Raw genomic sequence first — 25,152 nt, 5'->3', positions numbered from 1 at the left:
AATCTCCTCTATTGTACACAAAGTATCATGTTATTTGAGTTACAATGTTTGTTACTTTCTTGAAAGCGATAAACTAATATTATTCTCCTTTTAAAAGATCCTTTTTTTATTCTCTTCTATAGTGGCTTTCATTTTACCTTACAACTTGTATGCATTTTAGCCTGATTAATCTAAAGTTAAATTGTTTATTGTACTTATTTTATCAAATCATGTAGTTAAAAAATAAGCATGTCGGTAAATTTTCTAGAAGATCTTCTTAGTTTTGCTATGTGAATGCGCAGGTAGCTTAGTTTTGACAATTGTCTACCAGCAAGCTTGTTTTTCAAACTCTAGCACAAAGTATTTATCATTTATATCCAAGGAAGATAAGATGACTTTAACTTGCATTTCAGATTAATTAGCTATTATCCGTAAATACTTAGCTTTATTTACTGAAACAGAATTATTCCTCTTCTCCTCAGACAATATTCTTGCCTCTTGTGCTACGTCACTTTAAACCTCTCACAACTTTTTCACTTCTTTATTTATTTTTCTTATTTCCCTTTTAAACTTTTCAAGTTCTCTCTAAAGGAGAAAATTTTATCTTGATATTTTTAACTGACCTTCTTCTTTCTCTTAATTCTTGCTACACACCAATTTTCTCTTCCTTCGACTGATATAGCTTATAACCTAATCCTTTAATTTTGCCTATTAAACTCTACTTCTCTTGGTATAATTTATTCAACCAACTAATTTTTCTTTCCTCTACCTATTTGTTTACAGCTCACTTAGCTCCCATTTTTTTATTGTTGCCAATTATCTTATATAGAAATGCAAATAGAAAAATAGAAAGCATAGGTAAACTCAAGACGACAAGAAAAGCTACGTAAAAAATGCAACTGAAAACAAGAACCCAATGTAAGCTACAATAGAAAGTGTCCAGGATACAATCAATGTTAAAGTAGTAAAATACTGACTTAAGATATGTAGTGTGTTGGCCTTATAAATCCATCCATTATTCCTTCCTCACATGTACAGCGATAATTGTTGGAAATATGAACATGAAAGCAGTCAAGAAAATTTATATAAGAATCAATATAAATTTATTTTTATGATAAACTTTCCATTTTCAGTTTCAAATCCTAGGTGTGTATCCTCACTCCACTCTATCACTTCAGCATTACATACTGTCTGCAAATCATCCTGTGCAGATTGGTTCAACTTATCCTCTTGTAGGTTTGTTTTTATTATCAATTTCTTTATCCGATGCTTAACTGATACTTTGTTATCTGCCTTTATTTCTCTCACAGTATTTAATATTTGTATAAAATCATCTCCCATTTCCTCAGAATGCTTATCATAGACAAGTTCTTCCTTATCCGGCCAATTGCTTTGAGTATGTACAGAATTACAGCTGTACAATTGGTAATGTATTTCTTCTGTAATGTACGGTAAAAAAGGTGCAAATAATCGCAAAACAATACTTAATGCGTACGCTAAACTCTGCTTCGCACTTAAGTTCGCTCTGTTAGTAACAATATCTCCATATGCGCGTCTTTTTACCAACTCTAAGTAATTATTACAAAAATCCTCCCAGAAAAATTCCTCTACTACATTCAAAGCTTCGCAGTACTTAAACTGTAATAGATTACTTGTTGCCTTTTCTATAACTTTATATAGCTTAGACAACATCCACCTGTCCATCATTTCACTAACAGAATTTATACTTATAGCTTGATGTTTCCCTATAAATATGGAAACAAATTTGCTTGCATTCCAAAGTTTTGTAATAAGTCGCTTGCCGACTTTAAGTATATTCTCGGAGTAAACTGTATCAGCTCCAAGCCTTGAATTTGCTGCCCAATAACGCACTACATCAGCCCCATAAGCATCAAGCATTGCATGAGGAGTAATAACATTACCTTTAGATTTACTCATCTTTTTTTTATCATGAGTTAAACACCAGCCGCTGATCATAATATTTTTCCACGGCAATGAATTCGCATGATAATGTGCCTTCAAAATCGTATAAAATGCCCAAGTTCTTATTATCTCATGGCTTTGACTGCGTAGATCTACAGGGAATACCTTATCGTATCGATGACCTGGCAAGTGAAACTCATTGTTTATCGCCAACGCATTTAACTGAGGAGTAATTGCACTTGTGAACCAAGTATCCATAACATCTTGATCTGAGATGACCTCTTCTTTACTATATCCTTTTGGTAAATCTTTAAGTGGATCCATAGGTAAATCCTTTGCTTCAGCTAAAATAATTGTGCCTTCTTCTCCTTTACGTTTTGAATACCACACTGGAAATGGTACACCAAAGTAACGCTGTCTTGAGATACACCAGTCGCAATTCAATCCTTCTATCCACACTTCCATACGTTTACGCATAGTGCTCGGATGCCAATTACATTTTTTTACCTTATCCAGCACTTTAGCCTTTTGATCTAAAATCTTGATAAACCATTGATAAGTAGGTAATATCTCAAGTGGTGCACCAGATCTTTCTGCACACCTTACAGAATGAGATATATTAGTGCTTTTTATCAAAAGTCCCTTTTCAGTTAGAATTTCAATTATCCTCCTCCTTGCTTCTTTAACCTTTAACCCATTTAGTTCATTATAGATTCTAGCATTGTGTGTTACATCCTCTTTCGTTATCCAAATAGACCTCTCTTCTATCATCCTGGCACCTTGATATTGGGATCTATTATTATGATAAACTGAGCCTAGACTTATCCTTCCATCCTGATCAACGATAACTTTCATCGGTAAGCTATACTTTTGCTGCCAATATATGTCGAGTTCGTCACCAAATGTACAGCACATAGCAAGCCCAGTACCTTTATCTATTCTTACCTTATTATCAGCTATTATTGGAATTTTTTCTCCTGTTATCGGTGCTAAGGCTACTTTTCCAATTAAATGAGTATAGCGTGCATCCTCTGGGTGGCAGAAAACTGCAACACATGCTAAAAGCAGCTCAGGCCGTGTGGTTGCAACCTTAATTTGCTCATTTTTCTCAGTAAAAAAAACTATCGTATTTAAGGATGACTCAAAGACTTTATCCTCTACTTCTGCTTGTGCAATCGTAGTTTTATCAACTGGGTCCCAAACAATGGGTTGCATTTTTCTATATGCATACCCTTTGTTATATAGATCAATAAACGACATTTGAGAAAGTGCCACAGCTTCTCTGCTGATTGTGTGATACTCCAAACTCCAGTCATAACTCATGCCAACTGATTTGAATAATTCCTTAAATTCTTGCTTTGACTTTTCAATAACTTCATGGCACATCTCTATAAACTTTCCTTTACCAACTTCTCTTGCATTAGTCTTATAGGCTTGTTCTACTAATCTTTCAGTAGGAAGTCCATTATCATCAAACCCAATTGGATAAAATACATCTTTTCCAAGCATACGCTGAAACCTTGAAATAAAGTCTGTATGGCAATAACTAAATATATGTCCAATATGCAATTTCCCTGATATCGTCGGCGGAGGTGTATCTATAGTAAAAGTGTTATCCTTGTCACCGTTCCATTTATAAACTTGATTTCCCTCCCACAATATGTTGCATTTAGCTTCAATTTCTTTAAAACTGTATTTTCCTTCCAACATAAATATTTTCAGTCTTAAGCTATAAATTAACACAATTAAGGCAATCTTACGCTAAAATTTTATGAATATATCATGATAAGTATGACTTAACTACAGATTTTGAAGTCATTATATTATTTTAAGTGTGATTTAACTAACGTTTATTATACCATTAGAACAGGAAATACAGAGAGTATTAGAGGTGGGAGAGATATTAGAGAAAGGCAAGCGTTACCCTAAGCAGCACAAATAGTCCTAGCCGATAAAGCAGTAAAAATAACTGCTAGAAACAAACTAATCTAAACAATCAAAAGTTTCGTGTACAACTCTATTTGCTCTGGTCTTGTTGCTGGGTTAGCAGTGTTTACTGCACTTGAACACACAGTTAGACTAGATGATATGTGAGCAATGGCTAGTATAGTAGTAACATCTATATTAGCGGTTAGTGGTATAACATATCTCACACTCAAATCTAGTACTCAAGCAAGTGAAATACAATCAAAAGAAATAAATAAAAAGGGTTGCTGTAAAGTTTTGTCAAGATAAGCTTAAAGCCATGGTCCCCTTTTAAAGTCTCTTACCACTAAAAATGGTTTTACTTTTTGCTGTATTTTTAATTCTCTTGTTCATTTTCTCAATGATATATTGCAATCCTCTAAATTCTACTCAAAATCTGATATTGCTTCTCTATTACACACTATGCATGCACGTAACATGTAAAAAATGTCCTACTACTACTGTAGTGCTAAAATTGTACTGTTATCTGAGTTTCTATCATATGAATTATAACACTTGCATCTCTTTCCATTAATATGTTGATCAACTGTAGTAAAAGCACCACTTGTCTACTTCTAGTTCATGTTTTTTGTACTTTAAAATGTTTTGAGCTCATAATTCTATACATTATACTGCAGCAAGTTATATCATATGTATAAAATTTTATCTTAATTTCATTAAAATGCTAGCGCATAATCATACTATTAATTAGTACACTATAAACTTAAAACTATGAGCGTATTAGATAAATTGGCAATTTTGCTGTTAGTCTTTTCATTCCCTTTTTTTTCATATTCATATCAATTTAGAACTAAAGCAAAGCAAGCAGTGATTTTGGACTTAGCCTCAGACTCGTTCATTTTTGAGCATAACCCTGATGAAAAAATAGCTCCATCTTCAATGAGCAAATTGATGACTTTATATATAGCTTTTGCCTATTTAAAAGCCGGGGTAATAAACATGGAAGATAAATTTCAAGTAAGTAAAAAGGCATGGAAAAGAAAAGGCTCTTCTATGTTTTTAAGAGAAGGTCAGTTTGTTACAGTAAAAGAGTTGCTCGAAGGAATCGTAATAGTTTCAGGTAATGATGCTTGCATAACACTAGCTGAAGGCATTGCGGGATCAGAAGAGAATTTTGTAATTGAAATGAATGAAATCGCACAAAAATTAGGCCTAAGCAATAGTCACTTTGTCAATTCAAGTGGATGGCCGGATGAAGCTCACTTCATGAGTGCAAAAGACTTAGTGGTGCTAGCAAAGAGAATCTTCACTGATTTCCCTGAGTATTATGACTTATTTTCTGAGCAATATTTAACATATAATGAAGTCTTACAAAAAAATAAAAATCTTCTCCTTTTTTATGGAATCGGGGTTGACGGATTAAAGACTGGTTATACGAGTGCTGGTGCATATGGAATTGTAGCATCTGCAAGACGAAATGATAGGAGAGTTTTCGTTGTCGTAAATGGTTTGAGCACTGAGAAAGAGAGAATAGAAGAAGCAAAAAGACTGATTCAATATTCTTTAGACCATTTTCATACTAAAAAAATATTCACTAAAGATGATATAATTGAGGAAGTAAATGTCCTATACGGAAAAGATAGAAAAGTACCTATCACAGTTGCAAGAGACGTTATCATAACCTACAGTCGTAATTTGCATGATAAAATTAAGGTGCATGTTGAATATAAAGATATGATACCTGCACCAATTAAAAAAGGGCAAGAAGTAGGCAAGATTTTTATAAAAATACCAGGCATCAAGCAGCAAACTATACCACTTTATGCAGTAAATGAAGTACAGGAACTAAACTATGTAGAAAAGTTTTTCAGGATGTTGTTTTAAAGCTTAAATAGTTCATTGTGCTAAAAGTGAGGTATGGAAGTGCATTAAGACATAAAATATTTATTTTAAGATTTTAATATCATGTATTACTATTATATAAACTATTTTATTTACTGAAAAATAAAGCATAAGAATTGATGTAGAGAGCAATTGAAATTGAGAAAGAAAATTTCATGCTAACTGAACTTGCTACTAAGTATAGTGCTTTAGGTACAGTAAAAGTTAAACACTGATATTAAGTAGAGCTAAGATCTTATAAAATCAAGTTTTTACAAGAATAAGAGTTCAAAAAATTACACAAGAAAATCACTCTCAGTAAAACAGAAAAATCTTTATTATTTAAAATTTTAGGAAGAAAAAAATTAAGAATTGGTGATTACTGTGTAATTTTGTGAAATAAATGATTTAGAACACATAATAGTAACTAATGCGTAAAACATGGAAAAGATGGTTGTAATCGTTACTAAAAATAGTATATATTTCCCCTTCTAAATCCATTTTATTCATTAAAAAAAATTAGAAAGACATAAATAATCAGTTGTATATTTTCAAAAGAAAGAATTAAAAATCATAAGTTTTAAAACCACCGCATTTTATATTACAATAGGTTTTTTATTTCTTTTTATATCAATGAAATTTACGTTATCTTGGTTACTAGAATATTTAAAAACCAGTGCTAGTTTAGAAGAAATTACTGATAAGTTAACTCATATAGGGCTGGAAGTAGAAAACGTGACCAACAACAATACTAAATTGGCTGGGGTTACTACTGAAAAAGTATTAGAAGTCGTATCTTACCCAAACACTGATAAGTTAAGGTTACGTAAAACAAATGACAGCAGCAGAGTTTCACAGATAGCTCATGGAACAAAAAATATTAGAGAAAGTATAAGAACTGTACTCACACCTTCTAGTAGCGCGTTACCGGAAGACGATTTTATGGCCAAACCTATAAAAATACAGGGATTACCAAGCAAAGAGATGTCTTGTTTTACTTCTGAACGTGCGTCGACCCAAGGAGAAATTGAAGGAATAATCAAGCTTTCTAATGATTATAAAGTAGGAGATAAATTTTTCAATTACAATCCTGTAATTGATATAAATGTTACTCCAAATCGTGGAGATTGTTTAAGTGTTTATGGAATAGCACGTGACTTGGCAGCAACTGGAATTGGAACGTTAAAGGCTTTAACTCGCTTCGATATCATTCCAGCGCATAACAATGAAATCCAAGATAAATCTCAGTTCCCTGCTACTTTAATGAAAAGGAATTCTTCTATACATGTTAAGGTCACCGATGGGAAAAGCTTTATTAGTGGAACACATATTATCAATGTAAAAAATAGAGAGAGCCCAAATTGGCTAAAAGATAGGCTACAGTCAATAGGAATGCGCTCCATTTCTTCAATAGTTGATATTACTAATTACATCATGATATCCTTTGGCCGCCCAATACATGTATATGATGCAAAAAAGATAGAAGGAGAACTTATAGTACGCAAAGCAAACAGCGAAGAAAAATTTACTGATTTGAATGGTAAAGAGTATTTATTAAACAAAGACATAAGTGTTATTGCTGATAGTAAAAATACTCATGCAATTGCTGGAATTATAGGTGGTAAGTATAGTGAATGCACTCTTGAAACCACTGATATTTTTTTAGAGTCTTCTTGGTTTGACCCTATTTCTATCACTAAATCTTCAAGGCAGCTGGGTATCTCTACAGACTCAAGTTATAGATTCGCACGCTCAGTTGACCCTGAATTTGATGTACTGAGCCTTGCAACTCAAATGGTTTTAGGTCTATGTGGTGGAGAGGTTTCAAGTGTAGTATCTGCTAACGGCGGTTTAGGTAAGGTTAATACCAAAGTAGATTTTGATTATCAAGATGTAAGCAAGTTTGGAGGTGTATCTGCATCACCAGATGAGATATTTAATATCTTAACAAATCTAGGATTTAATATTGATAAAAGAACTGGAAGTAATTGGAATGTACGAGTACCAAGCTGGAGGCCAGATGTTTCTATACCTGCTGATTTAGTTGAAGAAGTAGTGAGAATATATGGCTATGACAAAATAAAGGAAGAACCGCTAATAGGTAATACTACGGTAGAAATTAGTGTGCAAGATAGTCTGCGTACTTTAATGGCAAGTAGAGGATTTCATGAAGTGCTCACTTGGTCATTTATGAGTAAATCAACAGCTGAAAAGTTTGGTTACTCAGATAAGTTAGTTACTATTGATAACCCATTTAATAATAACTTCAACATAATGAGGCCAAGTATTATGCCAAATTTATTGCAAGTTACTGCAGATAATATTACTCATGGAATACCTGATCTTGCGATTTTTGAAATTGGGCCAATTTACGATAGTCTCAATCAGCCTAAGCATGTTTTAAATGAAATTAGGTCAGGAAATAATTTGCCGAGGAACCATTATAATTCCAACAGAAAAGTAGATATTTTTGATGTAAAGGCTGATCTCATAATGGTTCTGGAATTTTTCGGTGTCAATTGTGATGACTTAACTATAGAAAAAGCAGAAAAAGAATATTACCACCCAGGAAAGTCAGGCACTTTCTCTTTTAAAGGTAAAATAGTTGGTTATTTTGGAGAGCTGCATCCCAATATATTAAACTTTTTTGGCATCAAACAAAAAGTTGTAGGCTTTGAGGTGTTACTAGAAAACATCAGTAATTTACCTATAAGTAAAAAAAAATTCACTGATTATAAATATCAAAGTGTAAAGCGCGATTTTGCATTTATTGTAAATAGAGATATAGCAGCAGGTAATATAATTAATATAATCAAAAAAAGCTCGGAGCTTATTATAGAAGTTTCAATATTTGATATATATTATGGAGATAATATAGAACCAAATAAGCTATCCATAGCATTATCAGTTACTTTTTGCTCTCCAACTCATACTTTAACTGAAGAAGAAATTCAAAAAGAATCAGATGCTATAATTAATTTAGTATACAAAAATACCGGAGGGGTTTTAAGATGTAGCTAAAGTTATAAAAATTAATAATTACAAACTGTTACTAGTAATTATTCAATCATACCTTCAAGTATTACAACTTCTAACTTTACAGTTACAAGTATTGCTAAGAATAGTTATTATATTCCACATAGTTATTCTGTGTGGTAACAACTTTTTTTTATTTTAAAATTAAGAAAATGCTATATACTAACTAACTAAGTAATAGATTTTAATAGAACTCATGATAAGTCAAAGAATTTAGCATATCTCTCAGTAAAGAAACTTCAAAGTGTCTCTCTTGTTTAGTCAAAATAAAAAAATAACCTGTAAGAGTAAATACTTAATCTATTATAAAGAAAATATAGTTTAGAAAGGTTTTTCAGACTTTCCTGAAACAATGAGTTTAAGATTAGAAGAGTTATATAAAAAAACATTTTACAGTTAACCCAATTAACCTTAATAAATTGTCGCCCTATAAGCTTAAAGAATATTGTAGAGTATGAGCAGGTGGTTATAGCATATATAGTCTATTAAATAGTAAACTAGAATATACGGTGATCATTAATGCAATAGGACAGAGAACATATTTATAATCATCATTAAATATCTACTCTACTATAACCATATATTTTTATACAGCCGTCTTTTTAATCATTCTTTCCCAGCTAGCTCCACTCAGTTAAAAAATCTTGTTTTTTTGATTTCTATATATTAGGTGGGTTAGTATAGTTTTTTTAGTATCCTTCTTAAGGAAAGTACAGTGACCTATGTGATATAGATCTATAATAACTAAACATGGAAAAATGTAAAGGTAAAAAATTTGCTTAACTCTAACTAAATGCCAGTATAAGTAAGACTTGAAGTATAAGAAGAGAATAGAAAGAAGTTTATCTAGTGTGAGGTAGGTTACTGGTGTTGGTTAACTATAGTAGTACCTAATCCAACTAATTCTAGGAAGAAATTAATAAACGTCTCTTGCTTATTCCCAACTATTATAACCACTATTGTAACAGCATCATTCCTTAGTTTCATCATGCACTTGAAAAATATAAATATAAAAGACAGTCAAGATTAAGCAGTAAGTAAAGTTAACAATGAAAAGTGTGAAAGCATGTTGGAAAAGCAGTTAATAAATTATGGTAATAAGTTAATACGAATTAATCAAATACTGATTTATATTAATCACTAAAATTAGATATTATCGACTAATTGTAAAATTAACATCTAGAGAAATGAATGATAAGCAGTTGTAGACCAGATTATTATAGCAAAAAATGTAATAATAGCATAATAGCAAACTCTGCCACTACTATGGAGTGTTCATACAGTAGATATAGAAAGTCTAACCTCAAAATGAGCAAAGGAGATAGTAAATAAAACGTAACCCAAAAAGTTAACACACAAAGTAAAATCAATGCGAGCTTTATTCTCTGACAATAGTAATTTAGGTAGTAGCAAAAGCTATCATTCTTATAGTAATCACTTTACCAATGGTAAAGTAATACCGCACTGCTTCATATATTTTCCTTTCATATCATCATATGATTTTTCACACTCGCTTTTGCTATTTAAAAACACAAATTGGCACACACCTTCATTAGCATAAATCTTTGCAGGAAGTGGAGTAGTGTTGGAAAACTCCAATGTGACATAACCTTCCCACCCAGGCTCTAAGGGAGTAACATTTACTATAATTCCACACCTTGCATAAGTTGATTTACCAACACAAATACCTAGTACATCTCTTGGTATACGGAAGTATTCAACTGTACTTGCAAGTACAAAACTATTTGGTGGAACTATACATATATCTGTTTCCTTATCTATGAAGCTATTCTCAGAAAAATTTTTAGGGTCTACGACAGCTGAATTGATGTTAGTGAAAATCTTGAATCTATTACCTACTCTTGCATCATACCCGTAAGATGATAGTCCAAAAGATATAACACCATTACTGCTTTTGTAACTTACAAAAGGTTCTATCATCCCAAAATTTTCAGCTTTTTCTTTTATCCATTTATCCGGCATAACTGACATAATTGTCCCTTAAAGTTATGTAATCGCTATAATAGTATAAAATAAAACTTAAATGTAAACCTATAGGTTCAGAAGCCTTTATTATTCCAGTATCTAATAACTTCATAAAACAGTATCTGAAAGTGATATTCCTACTATTCAGTATATCTCTCTTTCCTGTCATTCCAGCACTTGATGCTAAAACCTGGAAAAAAGAATAGATCTTAACTTCAGCTACTTAAATAATATCATAAAGATTACAGTGTGATTTAGCAGTGGCTTTACCTGCGCAACTATTTTCTGCTATACTAAGCAGGTATAAAACTCTCCTAGCTTTTGTATTTCTTAAGACTCTTACCAGTAATAACCACTGTATCTGCAATCTTATCATGCCAAGTTTGACAACGCTTATTGAAGCTTGACCATAAAAAGCCTAGAAATAGTGGCATAGCTGATAATATCACAGAAAAAAATCTTTTTGTCGCTTGTCTTAAGGTAACTTTTTCAAAGGTCTGTGCATCCACAACTTTAAGCCCAAGCAATAGTTTTCCAGGTGTAGCAGCAAACCTTATCCACATATATGTTATACAGCTAAAAAGTATAGCGAACTGAGCTATTTGATTTAGGATTAACAATTTAATAAATTTGCCTTGCACTACCTTTTCTTCTGTAGAAAGTGACACTTGCATTTGATATTTTGCAGCAATTTGGCTCAGTGCTTTACTATCTTCTGAGTTTATAAAGAGCCGATTTAGGGTCTGGCTGCAGAGCTGTAAGAATAAAATAATAATAATTAAATCAAACAATATTGATATATAGCGCCTAAGCCCCATTACATAGCATATACCATTTTTATCCTTCTTCACTTCTTGAATAGCATTCATAGAAAAAAAAATAGAAAATAAACGATTAAAAATTTTGTATAACATAACGCATCTTTTAAATATCAAAGTGCTCCTGGCCGGACTTGAACCAGCATGCCTTTCCAGGCAACAGATTTTGAGTCTGCTGTGTCTACCATTTCACCACAGGAGCCATAAGTTTTAATGCTATAAGCAACACAGAATTAGTCAAATTTTTTTACCATTTATATCTTTTAAATAGAAATCAAATATTCTACAATAGTCAATAGTTGCTCTGGAAAATAAAAATGAATGAATTAGCTAATCTCATCAATTCAAAAGATGCAGGCAAGGAAATATGTAAACTACCACGTAACTTAGAAGCAGAGCAAATGCTAATTGGCGCAATGATTCGTGACAATAGAATTTGCGATGCAGTTGAAGATGTAATCTCAGCAGACAACCTCTATGATCCATTGCATCAAAGCATTTTCACCCAAATATCTAAAACTAGAAAACATGGCATGGTTGCTAATGAACTGAGCCTCAAAATGTTTTTTGATAACAATGAAGCATTCACCAAGTGTGGCGGAGTAGAATATCTTGCAAAGCTTGCAGCAAAGGCAAGTATTGCACTTGATATCTATAGTTTAACTAGAATAATCCGCGATGCTTATTTAAGAAGGTGTTTAATTAAGCTCGGGCAGGAAATAATTACTGATAGTTACAGCTATGACATTGAAAACCCTGCACAGATACAAATCGAACAGACGATGACTAAGTTGTTTAACTTAGCAGTAAAAAAGCAAGGTGAGAAGACATATGTAAAGCTTGCAAGCTCAGTTAAAGATGTAGTTGAAAAAATAAGCACGCTGAAAAATAATCCAGAAGCGCTTGGTGTTACAACCGGACTCCAAGATTTAAACCAGCTTCTTGGTGGTCTACAGAAATCTGATCTATTAATTCTAGCTGCAAGGCCTTCTATGGGTAAAACAGCATTAGCACTAAATATTGCACTTAATGTTTGTAAGATTTTACAGAAAAGACAAGATAAACAACATTATGTAGTATTTTTTTCGCTTGAAATGTCAGCAGAACAGTTAGCTGCGAGATTGATCACTATAGACTCAGGAATTAGTTATTATAGAGCGCTAACCGGAAGAATTAGTGATTTTGAATTACATAAATTTATCAATGCCAGTACAAAATTATCTAAACTATCTTTTATAATAGATGATACTCCTGCATTATCAATTAGTGCTCTTCATACTAGAATACGCTTACTGTATCAATTATATAATGTAAAAGTGGCATTTATTGATTACCTGCAATTAATTAAAGGAACAACAAAAAGAAGTAATGAAAATAGAGTGCAAGAAATTTCAGAGGTAACTCAGGGTTTAAAAGCAATTGCAAAGGAACTAAATATTCCTATCGTCGCACTATCTCAGCTTTCACGTTCTGTTGAACAACGTGATGATAAAAAACCACAACTCGCTGATTTACGTGATTCAGGAAGTATAGAGCAAGATGCAGATATAGTAATGTTCCTTTATAGAGAAGAATATTATGAACTGAGAAAGCAGCCAAGTGAAGGGAGCAATAAACATCGAGAGTGGCAAGAAAAAATGGAAAAAATTAGAAATATTGCAGAGCTTATCATTGCAAAACAAAGGAATGGGCCAATTGGCAGTATAAAGTTATATTTTGACTCTAATCGAGGTGCATTTAAAGATTATATGGAAAGATATAGTTCATAGCTATTAGCAGCCTTTTATTAATACCTATTCTTACCATAATTTACTAATTTTTAATAAAGTTGATTTGTCTTTTTATTTGTGCTAGAATTTAAATAATAAATTAATCTTAGCGAGGTGTATATAATGAAAAGCGTGTTTGCTAAAACTAACGCACCTTATCTTTTAAGTGGTGCTTCGCTACCCTAGCTCATTAATATCAGAAATATTTGCTGCAGTTCCTTATGTTAATTTTCTACTCCAATTGCAGTTTTAAATGTTTAGTCCTTCAGTTGTTATTAGTAGCACTGTATTTTTATAGCTATTATGGTTTTAACTGTAGCCATTAGTAAGAATAAAACAATTGCTGCAGTTTCAGTATTAGAAAAAAGCGGCAGAAGAATTCTGAGTTAAGAAACAAAATGGGAGGTCAAGAGCAAAAAAAAATTTCTGAAAGATAAGCTGAGATTTTTTACCTTAAAAAAGCAATAGAGGTTAAGAATGAGATTATTGGTAATATTGACGGGCTAAAACATCAAGAGCATGCAAAGAAAAACAAGAAGAGGTTTCAGATCTGTACATGTTCCGGAAGTCCATTTAAAGAAAAAAATGAGATGTTTTTTTAGATTCTGTAATTCCTAATAATCTGTCTGGCGAAAATTTAAAAAAAGGAGCTAAGATTTCCAGCCCAAAAAATCAGACAACTAAAGTTAATGATTATTTAAACTAAGTAGTAAGTGCAGTTAACTAGCTTGCTTATCAGATAGCAAAATCTGTGCTTATTTAGCTACATCTTATTTACCTTACGAACTATTTTACTACTTCTTTGTTAGCACCGTTTGATAATGTTGAAATCACTAGACTATCTGCTGCTAATCAAGGTACAACCAGATCGCAATGTTCTAAAACAAAATAACATAGGATACTATGATTCTTTGCTTAAATGTTAACCCTTAAAAAAACTGGTGTAGGCTTAGGTAATAGTACAGCTGAGCTTACGCATGCGCCACATAAGGATTTAAAATTGCGTTGTTTTTTTGGAATTTGTAATTGGTCAAGTATTATCTCTGCTGACTTTGGAACAATTGGTTGCAATAAAATACCGATTATTCTGATATACTCTAATAGTTTGTGGATTACCAAATTCATGCGCTCTCTGTTGGTTTTACTTAGCGTCCAGGGTTTACTTTTATCTATATAAGCATTAGCTTCAGATGAGATATTAATAATCAGAAGTATGATATGGTTAAATTCATACTTTGACAGATGACTCACTACTTGATCGAGTATAGCCTTGCAATTAGGTAAACCTTCAGTGTCTTTGAGCAAATTCCGGTTGATTGTTGGCACAATTCCCGAACATTGCTTATATAAAAACGAAATTGTTCTTTGCACTAAATTGCCTATGTTGTTTGCCAGTTCTGAGTTTATTCGATTGACCATATTTTTCTTATTGAAGTTACCATCTTGACCGAAGCTTACTTCCCGAAGAAGAAAATAGCGTAGCTGATCAACACCAAACTCTTCAGCCAACTTAATTGGATCTATAACATTACCAAGAGACTTGGATATTTTCTCTCCCTTATTTAGCCACCAACCATGAACTGCAATTTGTTTTGGCAAAGGCAAATCTGCTGCAAGGAGAATTGCTGGCCAATATACAGCGTGAAAACGCAATATGTCCTTGCCGATTACATGAACACTAAAAGAGTTATCATTCGCCCAAAACTTTTCATATTCCCTGCCTTTAATATCAGGAAACCCTATCGATGTAAGGTAATTAGTTAATGCATCTATCCAGACGTAAATCACATGTTTGTCATTACCTGGTACTTTTATTCCCCAGTTAAAGCTAGTGCGAGAGATTGAAAGGTCAGTTAGTCCTGATCTTATAAACGATACCACTTCATTTTTCCTGCTCTCAGGAAAGATAAAATTTTGCTGATTTCTATATAACTCTAATAATTTATTCTGCCAACCTGACAGACGAAAAAAGTAACTCTCTTCTTTTATCCACTGAACTTCAGCACCTGTTGGCGTTTTACCATCTATTAGCTCTGATTCTTGATAAAATGCTTCGTCACGCACTGAATACCAACCTGAGTAAAAATCTAGGTATATTTGTCCTCTCTCTTCAAGTCTATTCCATAGATCTATAACTACTTTCTCATGACGTCTTTCCGTGGTACGAATAAAATCATCATACTGAAAATTTATAAACTCAGCTAGTTTTTTAAATGAAATGCTTACTTTATCTGTAAATTCTTTTGGCTTCATTCCCTGTTTTTTAGCTGCTTTTTCAATTTTTTGTCCGTGTTCATCTGTACCGGTAGTAAACTTGACGTATTTTCCAGCTAGTCTTACAAATCTTGCTGCCACATCACATAAAAGAGAAGTATATGCATGACCAATATGTGGTTTATCGTTTACATAATATATTGGTGTAGTGATGTAAAAATTCTCGAATTGCTTCATTATGCAACACTTAAAGTTTAGTCATATCCACACTAGCAGCAAAATCAATAAGCTAACTGCCTGCGGAACCACATAGTATATAATTAACACCCACGTTTTTAGTTAAATTCCACTCACGCTTTATCACATTATACTCCATACCAGCCATGCTTTGCAACTTTACGTTATTTTCTCTTAGATAATTTGCAATTTCTGATGGTTTAAGAAACTTACTCCAATTATGCGTACCTCTTGGCAGCCAGTTCAATATATACTCTGCACCAATTATTGCAAAACAGAAGGACTTAATAGTTCTATTTATTGTAGATATAAATATCAACCCCCCTGGTTTTAGTAGCTCTATCGCTTTTTTCATAAAAAGATCTAAATTATTTACATGTTCAACTACTTCCATAAGCAGAACTACATCATATTTTTTGTTACTGCTTAACTCTTCAATGCTAGTATGTGTATATTCTATATTCGACCCTACTTTCTTCGTGTATGATTGTGCTGCTTTTATGTTTTCTTCGGATACATCTATCCCCATAACGTTAATGCCAACGCGTGCCATTGACTCTGACAAAATACCACCACCACACCCAACATCAAGAAGTGATATTTCACTTAAGTCACATTTTTTAAACTCTTTTATCTTCTCAATAATATAAGACACTCTCACAGGATTCATCATGTGCAATGGCTTAAACTTGCCATTCTCATCCCACCATTCACTTGCTATTTTAGCGAACTTTGATATCTCATCTTCATCATAGGTCTGTGTGTTTTTTCTCTTACTGATACTGTTAAGCTTATCAAGACGTTTTTTATGCCTAATCTCTTCAGAAAATTCTGTCTCGAGAAATTGTTTAACTATGTCTTTTGCTAACTCATCAGTAATAAACCCTGCACCAAGACACAGTATATTTGCGTTGCCATGCTCACGAGCCAATTTTGTAATCTCAACACTATTACATAAAGCAGCATAAATTCCTTCAAAACGGTTCGCTACAGTACTCATGCCTAAACCTGTACCGCAAATTAGTATTCCATAATTTGCCTTTTTGTTTGTTATATCTTCTACAACCTTAATAGCGTAATCTGGATAATCTACACTACTTTGTCCAGCAGCGCAGCCGTGATCTACGACTATATAACCCATGGTTTCCAAGTAAGGTTTTATCTTTGATTTTAACTCATAACCAGCATGATCTGAAGCAATCGATATTATATCTGACATATAAGAAATTATAACTTAAAGGCATCTAATACGAGTAATTTATTTTGCTTCCTTTGTCAAGCCGTCTAGTGACCATGATCTTTTATTAGTATTTAAATTTGAAATAAATTTTCAAGTCAGTTATATATATAAATTCTATATAATTCTTATCTTACTGCTAGTTTAACAGAATGGATTACATAGATACTATAAAGTCAAGGCTATTGCTATCTAACATAGTAAGTAAGAAAGTCAGGTTAATAAAAAGAGGAAACAGTTTTGTTGGGCTCTGTCCATTTCATAACGAAAAAAACCCATCTTTTTTTGTGAGCGACACTAAAGGGTTATATTATTGTTTCGGCTGCTTAGCTCATGGAGATGCACTTGAGTTCATTTCACAAACTGAGGGCTTAAGCTTTAAAGAAGCATTAGAAAAGTTAGCATTAGTTACAAGCGTTAAGTTACCCAAAAAACTCAGTGCTACTAGGTCTAGAAAAAGTGATAAACTGCTTTCAGTGCTAGACTTAGCTACAAATTGGTTTGTACAAAAGAACAAAGGCATTGTAGCTTATCTAAAGCAGCGTAAGATTTCACCTAAAATTATAGATAAATTTAGAATAGGTTATGCACCAAGCTCTGGTTTAAAAGAATATTTGAACTCTTCTGGTATTGAAGACAAAATTTTGACCGACATTGGCTTAATAAATAAAAGTTTTCGTGATTATTTTTGTAATCGTCTGATATTTCCCATATATAATATCGCAGGCAAAGTTATTGGCTTTGGTGGACGTGCATTAAGTTCTAGGCAGCAGCCAAAATATTTAAACAGCCCAGAGAGTCAGCTTTTTAAGAAAGGAGAAAATTTATATGGATTAAACTTTGCTTTGAGCGAAATACTCAAAAAACAACACGTATTTGTTGTTGAAGGGTATGTTGATGTGATAGCACTGCATCAAGCAGGAATTAGCAATACAGTTGCCCCGCTTGGCACTGCAATCTCCGCAGAGCAGATAAAAACCCTATGGAGATTTGCTAAAGAAATCTCCATATGTATGGATGGTGATAATGCTGGATATAATGCTGAAACTAGAGTAGCAGAACTTGCTTTGTCAATACTCAAACCAGGACATACATTGAAATTTGTGACTTTAGCAGATACCAAAGACCCATATGATATATGCAATGAACTGAAATATAAAAAAGAAGAAGTGCTCTCTGCGCTCGATCATTCAACAGAATTGCATTCTGAATATCTATGGCGTCATATAGTCAATAGTAGTCTACAAAGTGATGAAAAACTTACTCCAGAAAAATACTCAGTTCTTGAGTACAAGTTCATGAAGTATATCAATGCTATAGCTAACAGTAGTATCAAAAAATATTATAGAGATTACTTTTACAATAAGAGCAATGAATTAAGAAGAAACTTTAAAAAGCATGCTCTCAGTAGTAAAATTAGAGTAACAAAAGACGAGTACCTTCACAATAAATCTCCAGAGCTAATTGAAGCAGAACAAAGTCAGGCTATAATTCTACGTATAGCAATAGAATTTCCCATGATCTTATGCTATCCTATATTTTTTGAGCAGTTTTCTTGCTTTGAATTTACCAACACAAAAATGAGAAGATTACAACAGCGTATGATTGATACTGCAACCAATAACAGCAAATTTAATAAAGAGGCTTTATTACACGAGTTTGAGCAGTCTAATGATATTGAGGTCGTAAGGTTCATATTAAAAAAAACTAGTGTACTAAACAGTCAACTAAGCGAGAGAAAATCAGCAGAAACTGTGTGGAATAACATAGTATTACTGAAAGAATTAAGTATATTACAAAAAGAAAAAGTTAAGGCAAGGGTTAGTGGCAACTTTGATTTAGAAGAAAGGTTAATAGAACAAATAAAACAAATAGAAAGTAGCGTACAGGAAATGCAAATGAAGTTTATCCAAAAGTAGACAGATCACAAATGTAAAAATTGCTTGGCAAATTTTAACAACTTCCTTGCTTGCAGCATTAAGGCTATCTTTGACTCTAAAATTCATCTTTAATCTGTAGATTCAGTAACAAAATCTAGTAAAAAAACTTAAGACACTTTTTTGTAAATCACATAAAATTATGGTGGTTACATGTCTTTTAAGTTTTTCCTACATTGAGTTAAAATTTCTCTTAAATCAAGTAAAAGAATTATCAGCAATCAGTTTAAAGGATTAGGAAAATCAAAATCAGCAACTACACGATTCCCTATAGGTTTAGCTAGTACGGAAGTTATAAATGACCTTTATTGAGGTTAATCAATCTCTTTGTATTACAAATATTAATTGTTGAGAACTTTAATTAAGCCGCACATAAATTCTTTTTTTTTTTGAAGAAGGAAATAATTAATAGAAGAGGAAGTGTTAAGTGATATGCTTGCCCAGCAATAGAAGGAACTAATAAGCACTAAGTACTTAAGTCATAGACGGAAACGACACATAAACACATAAATAGGATTTCCTTAAAATGAAGGCCACTAACGACAAAGTCTTTCATTACTTATAGGATGGATCTAGGAAGAACGGAAAAGTTACTGGTGAGAATAAAAAAATGTTATTACAGGGAAACTTGATAGAATTTTAGGTACAACTACTAAGAGCGTTTTTGACTGCAGTCGCTGTTGCTGCATGTGAATTGCTAAGCCACTTTAGCAATGAATAAATAAGAAAAACTTTTACAGAGCAAGTTGAAGAAAATAGCAGCCGAGGTAATGCCTAGATGACAGAAATAAACTTAAGAAACCTAATCCACTTTTAGCTCCTCAGCATACAAGGTACGTGGTAGAAATTCAAGTTCTTTTACAACGCTTAACTCCTTATTTTTCGCGTGTACACCAAGCTTATTAAACTTTCTAGCAACAGGAAATACTCTTGCTTCAAGCGAACTAGCAGTTTTATTATAATAATCAACAGAACTTTTTAAGCTTTTCCTCAAATTATCAAAATTCTCACCCATTGTACAGATGCGTTCATACAAAATATGTCCCAATTCACTGATTTTTTTCGAACTTTCAGCTATCATTTCCTGCTTCCAGCCATATGCTATCGTCCTCAATAGCGCGATTAAAGTAATCGGTGTTGCAATAATCACTTTTTTCTCTATTCCAATCTCTATTAAAGCAGGTTCATGTTCCAATGCTGCACTAAAAACTCCTTCCCCTGTTAAGAAAAGCACCACAAGCTCTGGCGTATTTTTAAACTGATTCCAATACTCTTTTTTACTTAAGTTGCTTATATGCCTTTTTATTGCCAAGGAATGACTTCTTAATTTCTCTCTTTGTATTCTTAAATCATTTTGTGACATAGCATCAAGATAAGAATCAAGCGGCACTTTAGCATCTATTATTATTTGTTTCCCAGAGGGCATCTTGATTATTAAGTCAGGGCGTAATAAATTATCCTCATTTTTATCAACTACTGACGGCTGAGTAAAAAAATCACAGTACTCAATCATTCCCGCCATTTCTACCACTCTTTTTAATTGTATTTCACCCCACTTCCCCTTGATGTGAGGTTTCCTTAAAGCATTAGCAAGACTGGAAGTTTGGTTTATTAACAATCCAATTTGCTCTTTTAAACCTTCGTAAGCTCCTATCCTTTCCTTTTCTAGCTCACGTATTTCACTATCAAATTTTTCCAACCTCTCTTTTATTGGAGCTACAACTTCATTAATTGTTGTCTGTCCTTTTTTAAGATCGCCCTCTGTCTCTCTTAATTTACTACTAATTGCTTCATTCGCTAAGCTCAGAAAATTACTACTATTCACCTGTAAAGCATCAAGAGACAGTGCTTTAAAAGTATTTGTGAGCCTTTTTTCCGCTTCCGTTAATAACTCTATTTCTCTTTTCTTTTCTTCACGTTCTTTTCGCAAGGTTACTCCAAGTTCTGCGTTGCTAACTTTTAAGTTTATTATTTCCTCATTTTTATATAGTAAAATCTGTTTCACCTCTTGAAGTTCATGCTCTAGTTTACATAAAGTACTTTCAAGACTTGCTACATTTATTTTTTCTTTGTTTAGTTCCCTATTTTTTCTTATATTAACATAGTAAAGTAACAGTAAGAAGAAAAAACTTAATCCTGGAAATATAAAGCTAGAAAGCATCAAAACACAAAAAAATCTTATTTATAATGCTACCTAACTTTTGTGTATACAGGAAAGAAAAATATATGGCATAAGAAAATATTTTAATACTTTTTTCTTAAATCCTCTATGGAACTAGTGACTTAGATAACACCATTCACTTGTAAATCTTATTAACTCTTTAAAAAAGCAATTCTCCACTAGTGCTTAATTTAAAGATAAGTAGTTGCTATAATTTCATATAATTCACTAAAAACACTTTTAGTTTTTTTGAGTGAACCTGTAGATCAAAAATAAGTTATGAGCTAGAAATAAACTGAACGCTAACTAATATGCTAATGTAATTGCTGAAACTTGTTAAGCAGTTCTTATAGCTTTGTTTTACAATTAATGTTATTCGTCACCTTAAGGCTTTATCTACAAGTCTCAATGTTTTAGCAAACAAATATCTTCACTTCATCAGCGTACAAACTTGCATAGCTTTTTGCAGTATTAAGCAATGCAAGCCCGATTTTGTCTACACTAGAGCGCAGTTCTCCTACTTCTTCATTATTTTCATTTATTATTTTAGTACCAATATTCGGAAGTACATTATTTCCTTTAACAGAGTAAAGTTTCCTTCTAAATATTTCCTGCCTGCTCATTCGATTTACCACTTCCTGGCCTATATAACATCCCTTATTAAAGCTTATACCGTTTACTTTATCAATTAAATATTGCAACGGAAATGATGAATTTTGCACCATGTCTTTCACTCCATCCGGAATAAGATTTTGAATTCTCACCCTCTCATAGTGAATAAAATTCTCAACTGGCTGCTTTATTTCATCCTTATGTATTATTCTCATTCCCAAAGATTTGTGTCTTGGATCCTGAAAAATAACCTGCGACTCATTACTATGTTCTGTTAACTGAGTATTAAATAAAACTCCAACCTTATATAGAGTACTAACGTCTTTAATCTTCACTTTCAGATAAGTTTTAAGCAGATTTAGTTTCTCAATCATTGGCTGTAGGTATATATTCTCACATTCTAGTAAAATATATTTACCATATTCAACAAGAAAAAAATCGTATAAGTATTTTCCCTGAGAATTAAGCAGTAAAGAGTAAATAGCTTTTTGTCTACCTAAATTGTTGATATCGTTTGTTATAATGCCTTGCAGAAAATCTCTCGTATCTTGCCCATACAGAATTACTGCACTACGGCTTTGTAATGGTATGTAACTCATGCAATTCATATTAATAAGCCTAAATTTTACTATACAATACTAAATGCTTCTCGTCTTCTAATATTTAAAGAGTTTAAGCCCTTGAAATCTAACTTACTAGTACATATATAAGCTTATAGGTTAATTTGTTGATGAGGGAAAACAAATGTCAAGCGTAAACTTAAATGTACTAGATGATAGTGTTCTAATTAAGCCTATCAGCGAAGAAAAGCAAAGTGGAATTGTGCTTCCATCAAGTGCTGAAAAAAAACCTACTAAGGGTGAAGTTATAGCAGTTGGTGAAGGTTCACGTAGCACAAGTGGTGAGCGCGTGTCCTTAACTGTAAAAATTGGTGATAAAGTGTTTTATCGTCAATGGGCTGGCACAGAGATAGAGCACGGTGATGAAAAGTTTATCGTAATGAAAGAGTCCGATATACTTGCTATCGTTAAGTAACAGTCTTTAGTTTTATTAAATAATAAAACACAGTATAGCATATTACAAATAATTTTATTATAGTTTTCTAAGTTTTTTTTATTAATTAAGGAGTTATAAAGATGACTAATGTAGTAGTATCAGGCGAGCAGTTACAACAGGCTTTCCGTGAAGTTGCAGCAGTAATAGACTCAACAGTAGCAATAACTGCAGGACCTAGAGGAAAAACAGTAGGGATTAATAAGCCTTATGGGGCACCAGAAATTACAAAAGATGGTTATAAAGTAATGAAAGGCATCAAGCCTGAAAAACCATTGAACGCTGCAATAACAAGCATCTTTGCTCAAAGTTGCTCTCAATGTAATGACAAAGTTGGCGATGGTACAACAACATGCTCAATATTAACTAGTAGCATGATAATGGAGGCTTCAAAATCAATTGCTGCTGGAAACGATCGTGTTGGTATTAAAAACGGAATGCAAAAGGCAAAGGATGTAGTATTAAAGGAAGTTGCATCAATGTCTCGCACAATTTCTTTAGAAAAAATAGATGAGGTAGCTCAAGTTGCTATCATTTCTGCAAATGGTGATAGGAGCATTGGTAGTAATATTGCTGATGCTGTCAAAAAGGTTGGCAAAGAAGGTGTGATTACTGTTGAAGAAAGTAAAGGCTCAAAAGAACTAGAGGTTGAGCTTACTACTGGTATGCAGTTTGACCGTGGCTATCTTTCTCCATACTTTATTACAAACAATGAGAAAATGATAGTGGAGCTTGATGATCCATATCTCTTAATTACAGAAAAAAAACTCAATATCATACAGCCTTTGCTTTCTATTCTTGAAGCTGTTGTTAAGTCTGGTAAACCTTTGCTCATCATTGCGGAAGACATTGAAGGTGAAGCATTAAGTACTCTAGTCATTAATAAGTTGCGTGGTGGTCTAAAAGTCGCCGCAGTAAAAGCCCCAGGTTTTGGTGACAGAAGAAAGGAGATGCTCGAAGACATAGCAGCTTTAACCGGTGCTAAATATGTCATAAAGGATGAGCTTGGAATCAAGATGGAAGATCTAACTCTCGAAGATCTTGGTATTGCTAAGAATGTTAAAATTACTAAAGACAATACTACAATTGTCAGTGAAAATAAAGTCACCAACAGAGTAAAAGCTAGAATTGAGCAGATCAAATCTCAAATTGAATCTTCAACCTCTGATTACGATAAAGAGAAATTAAGAGAACGTTTAGCAAAATTATCAGGTGGTGTTGCTGTGCTAAAAGTTGGTGGAGCAACTGAATTAGAGGTTAAGGAACGTAGAGATAGGGTTGAAGATGCGCTGCATGCAACAAGAGCTGCAATTGAAGAAGGTATAGTTCCAGGTGGTGGGGTTGCACTTCTTTACGCTTCATCTGCTCTTGATAAGTTAAAAGGTGCAGGAGATGAAGAACAAATAGGTATAAATATTATCAAAAAAGTTCTTAATGTTCCTATTAAGAGATTAGTCAAAAATGCTGGTCTTGAGTCTGCTGTTATAATTGACTATTTGATTAAACAGAATAATAAAGAGCTTATATATAATGTTGAGGCTATGAACTACGTTAATGCGTTTACCGCTGGTGTTATTGATCCGGCAAAAGTTGTCCGTATTGCTTTTGAAACAGCGATATCTGTTGCAAGTGTACTGATTACTACTGAGTCTATGATAGTTGATGTACCAAGTAAGGACGAAAATGCTTCATCTCCTATGAGTGCAGGTGGAATGGGTAGAATGAATGAATTTTAAATGAATATGAAGCTTTGGGGCAAGAGGTCTACTTGCTCCAAGGTGCTTCTTTTCTCTTTTTAAAGGATAAAAAAACGAAGCAGAAAAATAATATTTGTCAGTAATATATATATAAAAAGTTACAGTATCTATTATTTTTCTTTGAGGTAGTCAGAGCAAATTTATAAACAGATGGTATAGGAAATGACACCTTTAGAAAGTAATTAACAAATTACTTTAGTGATAACATACAATTACGTATTGAGTTCACTAAAAAGAAACTTTACCTATGCTAAAATGTAATAAATAAATTATAGTATATAATGCAGCCAAGCTTAAATCACTTTAAATTTGAATTTTAATCTAAAAGGGTACTGTATATATATTAAGTAGCTTTAGTTTCTAAAGAGCTTTTTGCTATTACGAAACAAGCAGTACATTAATAATAAACAGTATTATATACTGTAGAAGTTAATACAAGCAATAATTAATGCAACAAGCAACTGTAAAAACGGAAAGCTTAGTAGAAAGATGCAAAGATATTTTTTGTTATCGACTTTAGCCTAGACTTCACCATAGCATGTGCACTAGTCAATTATAACTAAGTATGTCTGAAAAATAAAATACAGCTAATTCTAAAAAGCTTTACTAAAAAATAGATGAAGTCT

Annotated in this window: 13 protein-coding genes and 1 tRNA gene; 6 read left to right on the top strand and 8 right to left on the bottom strand. The window is 32.7% G+C overall.

The annotated features are described in order from the left end of the window. Nucleotides 1–1,071: 1,071 nt before the first annotated feature. The gene (locus GOY12_RS01685; RefSeq protein WP_175818346.1) at nucleotides 1,072–3,612 is read right to left on the bottom strand and encodes a valine--tRNA ligase; all 2,541 of its coding nucleotides are present in this window, start codon (nucleotides 3,610–3,612) and stop codon (nucleotides 1,072–1,074) included. A gap of 987 nt (nucleotides 3,613–4,599) precedes the next feature. Here GOY12_RS01685 and GOY12_RS01680 point away from each other — a divergent pair. Both GOY12_RS01680 and pheT read left to right on the top strand, forming a co-directional pair. Beyond that, nucleotides 4,600–5,712: a D-alanyl-D-alanine carboxypeptidase family protein gene (locus GOY12_RS01680; RefSeq protein WP_175818345.1), complete on the top strand. Its 1,113-nt coding sequence runs from the start codon at nucleotides 4,600–4,602 to the stop codon at nucleotides 5,710–5,712. 630 nt (nucleotides 5,713–6,342) lie between these two features. Continuing rightward, nucleotides 6,343–8,730: a phenylalanine--tRNA ligase subunit beta gene (gene pheT, locus GOY12_RS01675; protein ID WP_175818344.1), complete on the top strand. Its 2,388-nt coding sequence runs from the start codon at nucleotides 6,343–6,345 to the stop codon at nucleotides 8,728–8,730. A gap of 1,449 nt (nucleotides 8,731–10,179) precedes the next feature. Here the strand turns inward: pheT and dcd are convergent. The 3 genes from dcd to GOY12_RS01660 all read right to left on the bottom strand — a co-directional run bounded on the left by dcd (nucleotide 10,180) and on the right by GOY12_RS01660 (nucleotide 11,751). After that, nucleotides 10,180–10,737, bottom strand: a complete 558-nt coding sequence (gene dcd, locus GOY12_RS01670; protein WP_175818343.1) for a dCTP deaminase — start codon at nucleotides 10,735–10,737, stop codon at nucleotides 10,180–10,182. Nucleotides 10,738–11,045: 308 nt separating this feature from the next. Beyond that, nucleotides 11,046–11,645, bottom strand: a complete 600-nt coding sequence (locus tag GOY12_RS01665) for an RDD family protein (RefSeq protein ID WP_175818342.1) — start codon at nucleotides 11,643–11,645, stop codon at nucleotides 11,046–11,048. 23 nt (nucleotides 11,646–11,668) lie between these two features. Continuing rightward, nucleotides 11,669–11,751, bottom strand: a tRNA-Leu gene (locus tag GOY12_RS01660). 115 nt (nucleotides 11,752–11,866) lie between these two features. Here GOY12_RS01660 and GOY12_RS01655 point away from each other — a divergent pair. Next, complete coding sequence (locus GOY12_RS01655) at nucleotides 11,867–13,318, top strand: replicative DNA helicase (protein WP_175818341.1); 1,452 nt, start codon at nucleotides 11,867–11,869, stop codon at nucleotides 13,316–13,318. Between the two features lie 915 nt (nucleotides 13,319–14,233). On the opposite strand, the gene metG is transcribed toward GOY12_RS01655, so the two are convergent. Continuing rightward, nucleotides 14,234–15,769 (bottom strand): methionine--tRNA ligase, encoded by a 1,536-nt coding sequence (metG, locus tag GOY12_RS01650; RefSeq protein WP_175818340.1) that lies wholly within the window; start codon nucleotides 15,767–15,769, stop codon nucleotides 14,234–14,236. A gap of 52 nt (nucleotides 15,770–15,821) precedes the next feature. Further along, a complete protein-coding gene (gene ubiG, locus GOY12_RS01645; RefSeq protein WP_175818339.1) occupies nucleotides 15,822–16,988 on the bottom strand; it encodes a bifunctional 2-polyprenyl-6-hydroxyphenol methylase/3-demethylubiquinol 3-O-methyltransferase UbiG in 1,167 nt (388 codons plus the stop codon). A gap of 170 nt (nucleotides 16,989–17,158) precedes the next feature. On the opposite strand from ubiG, the gene dnaG reads away from it, so the two are divergent. Continuing rightward, complete coding sequence (gene dnaG, locus GOY12_RS01640; RefSeq protein WP_175818338.1) at nucleotides 17,159–18,925, top strand: DNA primase; 1,767 nt, start codon at nucleotides 17,159–17,161, stop codon at nucleotides 18,923–18,925. Between the two features lie 820 nt (nucleotides 18,926–19,745). On the opposite strand, the gene GOY12_RS01635 is transcribed toward dnaG, so the two are convergent. Both GOY12_RS01635 and ygfZ read right to left on the bottom strand, forming a co-directional pair. Then, the gene (locus GOY12_RS01635) at nucleotides 19,746–21,104 is read right to left on the bottom strand and encodes a DNA recombination protein RmuC (RefSeq protein ID WP_175818337.1); all 1,359 of its coding nucleotides are present in this window, start codon (nucleotides 21,102–21,104) and stop codon (nucleotides 19,746–19,748) included. Between the two features lie 413 nt (nucleotides 21,105–21,517). Further along, the gene (gene ygfZ, locus GOY12_RS01630) at nucleotides 21,518–22,315 is read right to left on the bottom strand and encodes a CAF17-like 4Fe-4S cluster assembly/insertion protein YgfZ (RefSeq protein WP_175818336.1); all 798 of its coding nucleotides are present in this window, start codon (nucleotides 22,313–22,315) and stop codon (nucleotides 21,518–21,520) included. Nucleotides 22,316–22,460: 145 nt separating this feature from the next. Here ygfZ and GOY12_RS01625 point away from each other — a divergent pair, with 145 nt between their 5' ends. After that, nucleotides 22,461–22,751 (top strand): co-chaperone GroES, encoded by a 291-nt coding sequence (locus GOY12_RS01625; RefSeq protein WP_175818335.1) that lies wholly within the window; start codon nucleotides 22,461–22,463, stop codon nucleotides 22,749–22,751. Nucleotides 22,752–22,852: 101 nt separating this feature from the next. Continuing rightward, nucleotides 22,853–24,505, top strand: a complete 1,653-nt coding sequence (groL, locus tag GOY12_RS01620) for a chaperonin GroEL (RefSeq protein ID WP_175818334.1) — start codon at nucleotides 22,853–22,855, stop codon at nucleotides 24,503–24,505. Nucleotides 24,506–25,152: the final 647 nt, after the last annotated feature.

It is taken from the genome of Wolbachia endosymbiont of Dirofilaria (Dirofilaria) immitis, assembly GCF_013365455.1.
Classification (GTDB): domain Bacteria; phylum Pseudomonadota; class Alphaproteobacteria; order Rickettsiales; family Anaplasmataceae; genus Wolbachia.
Note: the sequence above shows the minus strand (reverse complement) of the source record. Positions and strands in the feature narration are given on the sequence as shown.

What these genes read in the sequence shown, in the direction of transcription:
- GOY12_RS01685 (WP_175818346.1), bottom strand. Translation starts at nt 3,612, where the DNA reads ATGTTGGAAGGAAAATACAGTTTTAAAGAAATTGAAGCTAAATGCAAC.
- GOY12_RS01680 (WP_175818345.1), top strand. Translation starts at nt 4,600, where the DNA reads ATGAGCGTATTAGATAAATTGGCAATTTTGCTGTTAGTCTTTTCATTC.
- pheT (WP_175818344.1), top strand. Translation starts at nt 6,343, where the DNA reads ATGAAATTTACGTTATCTTGGTTACTAGAATATTTAAAAACCAGTGCT.
- dcd (WP_175818343.1), bottom strand. Translation starts at nt 10,737, where the DNA reads ATGTCAGTTATGCCGGATAAATGGATAAAAGAAAAAGCTGAAAATTTT.
- GOY12_RS01665 (WP_175818342.1), bottom strand. Translation starts at nt 11,645, where the DNA reads ATGTTATACAAAATTTTTAATCGTTTATTTTCTATTTTTTTTTCTATG.
- GOY12_RS01655 (WP_175818341.1), top strand. Translation starts at nt 11,867, where the DNA reads ATGAATGAATTAGCTAATCTCATCAATTCAAAAGATGCAGGCAAGGAA.
- metG (WP_175818340.1), bottom strand. Translation starts at nt 15,769, where the DNA reads ATGAAGCAATTCGAGAATTTTTACATCACTACACCAATATATTATGTA.
- ubiG (WP_175818339.1), bottom strand. Translation starts at nt 16,988, where the DNA reads ATGTCAGATATAATATCGATTGCTTCAGATCATGCTGGTTATGAGTTA.
- dnaG (WP_175818338.1), top strand. Translation starts at nt 17,159, where the DNA reads ATGGATTACATAGATACTATAAAGTCAAGGCTATTGCTATCTAACATA.
- GOY12_RS01635 (WP_175818337.1), bottom strand. Translation starts at nt 21,104, where the DNA reads ATGCTTTCTAGCTTTATATTTCCAGGATTAAGTTTTTTCTTCTTACTG.
- ygfZ (WP_175818336.1), bottom strand. Translation starts at nt 22,315, where the DNA reads ATGAGTTACATACCATTACAAAGCCGTAGTGCAGTAATTCTGTATGGG.
- GOY12_RS01625 (WP_175818335.1), top strand. Translation starts at nt 22,461, where the DNA reads ATGTCAAGCGTAAACTTAAATGTACTAGATGATAGTGTTCTAATTAAG.
- groL (WP_175818334.1), top strand. Translation starts at nt 22,853, where the DNA reads ATGACTAATGTAGTAGTATCAGGCGAGCAGTTACAACAGGCTTTCCGT.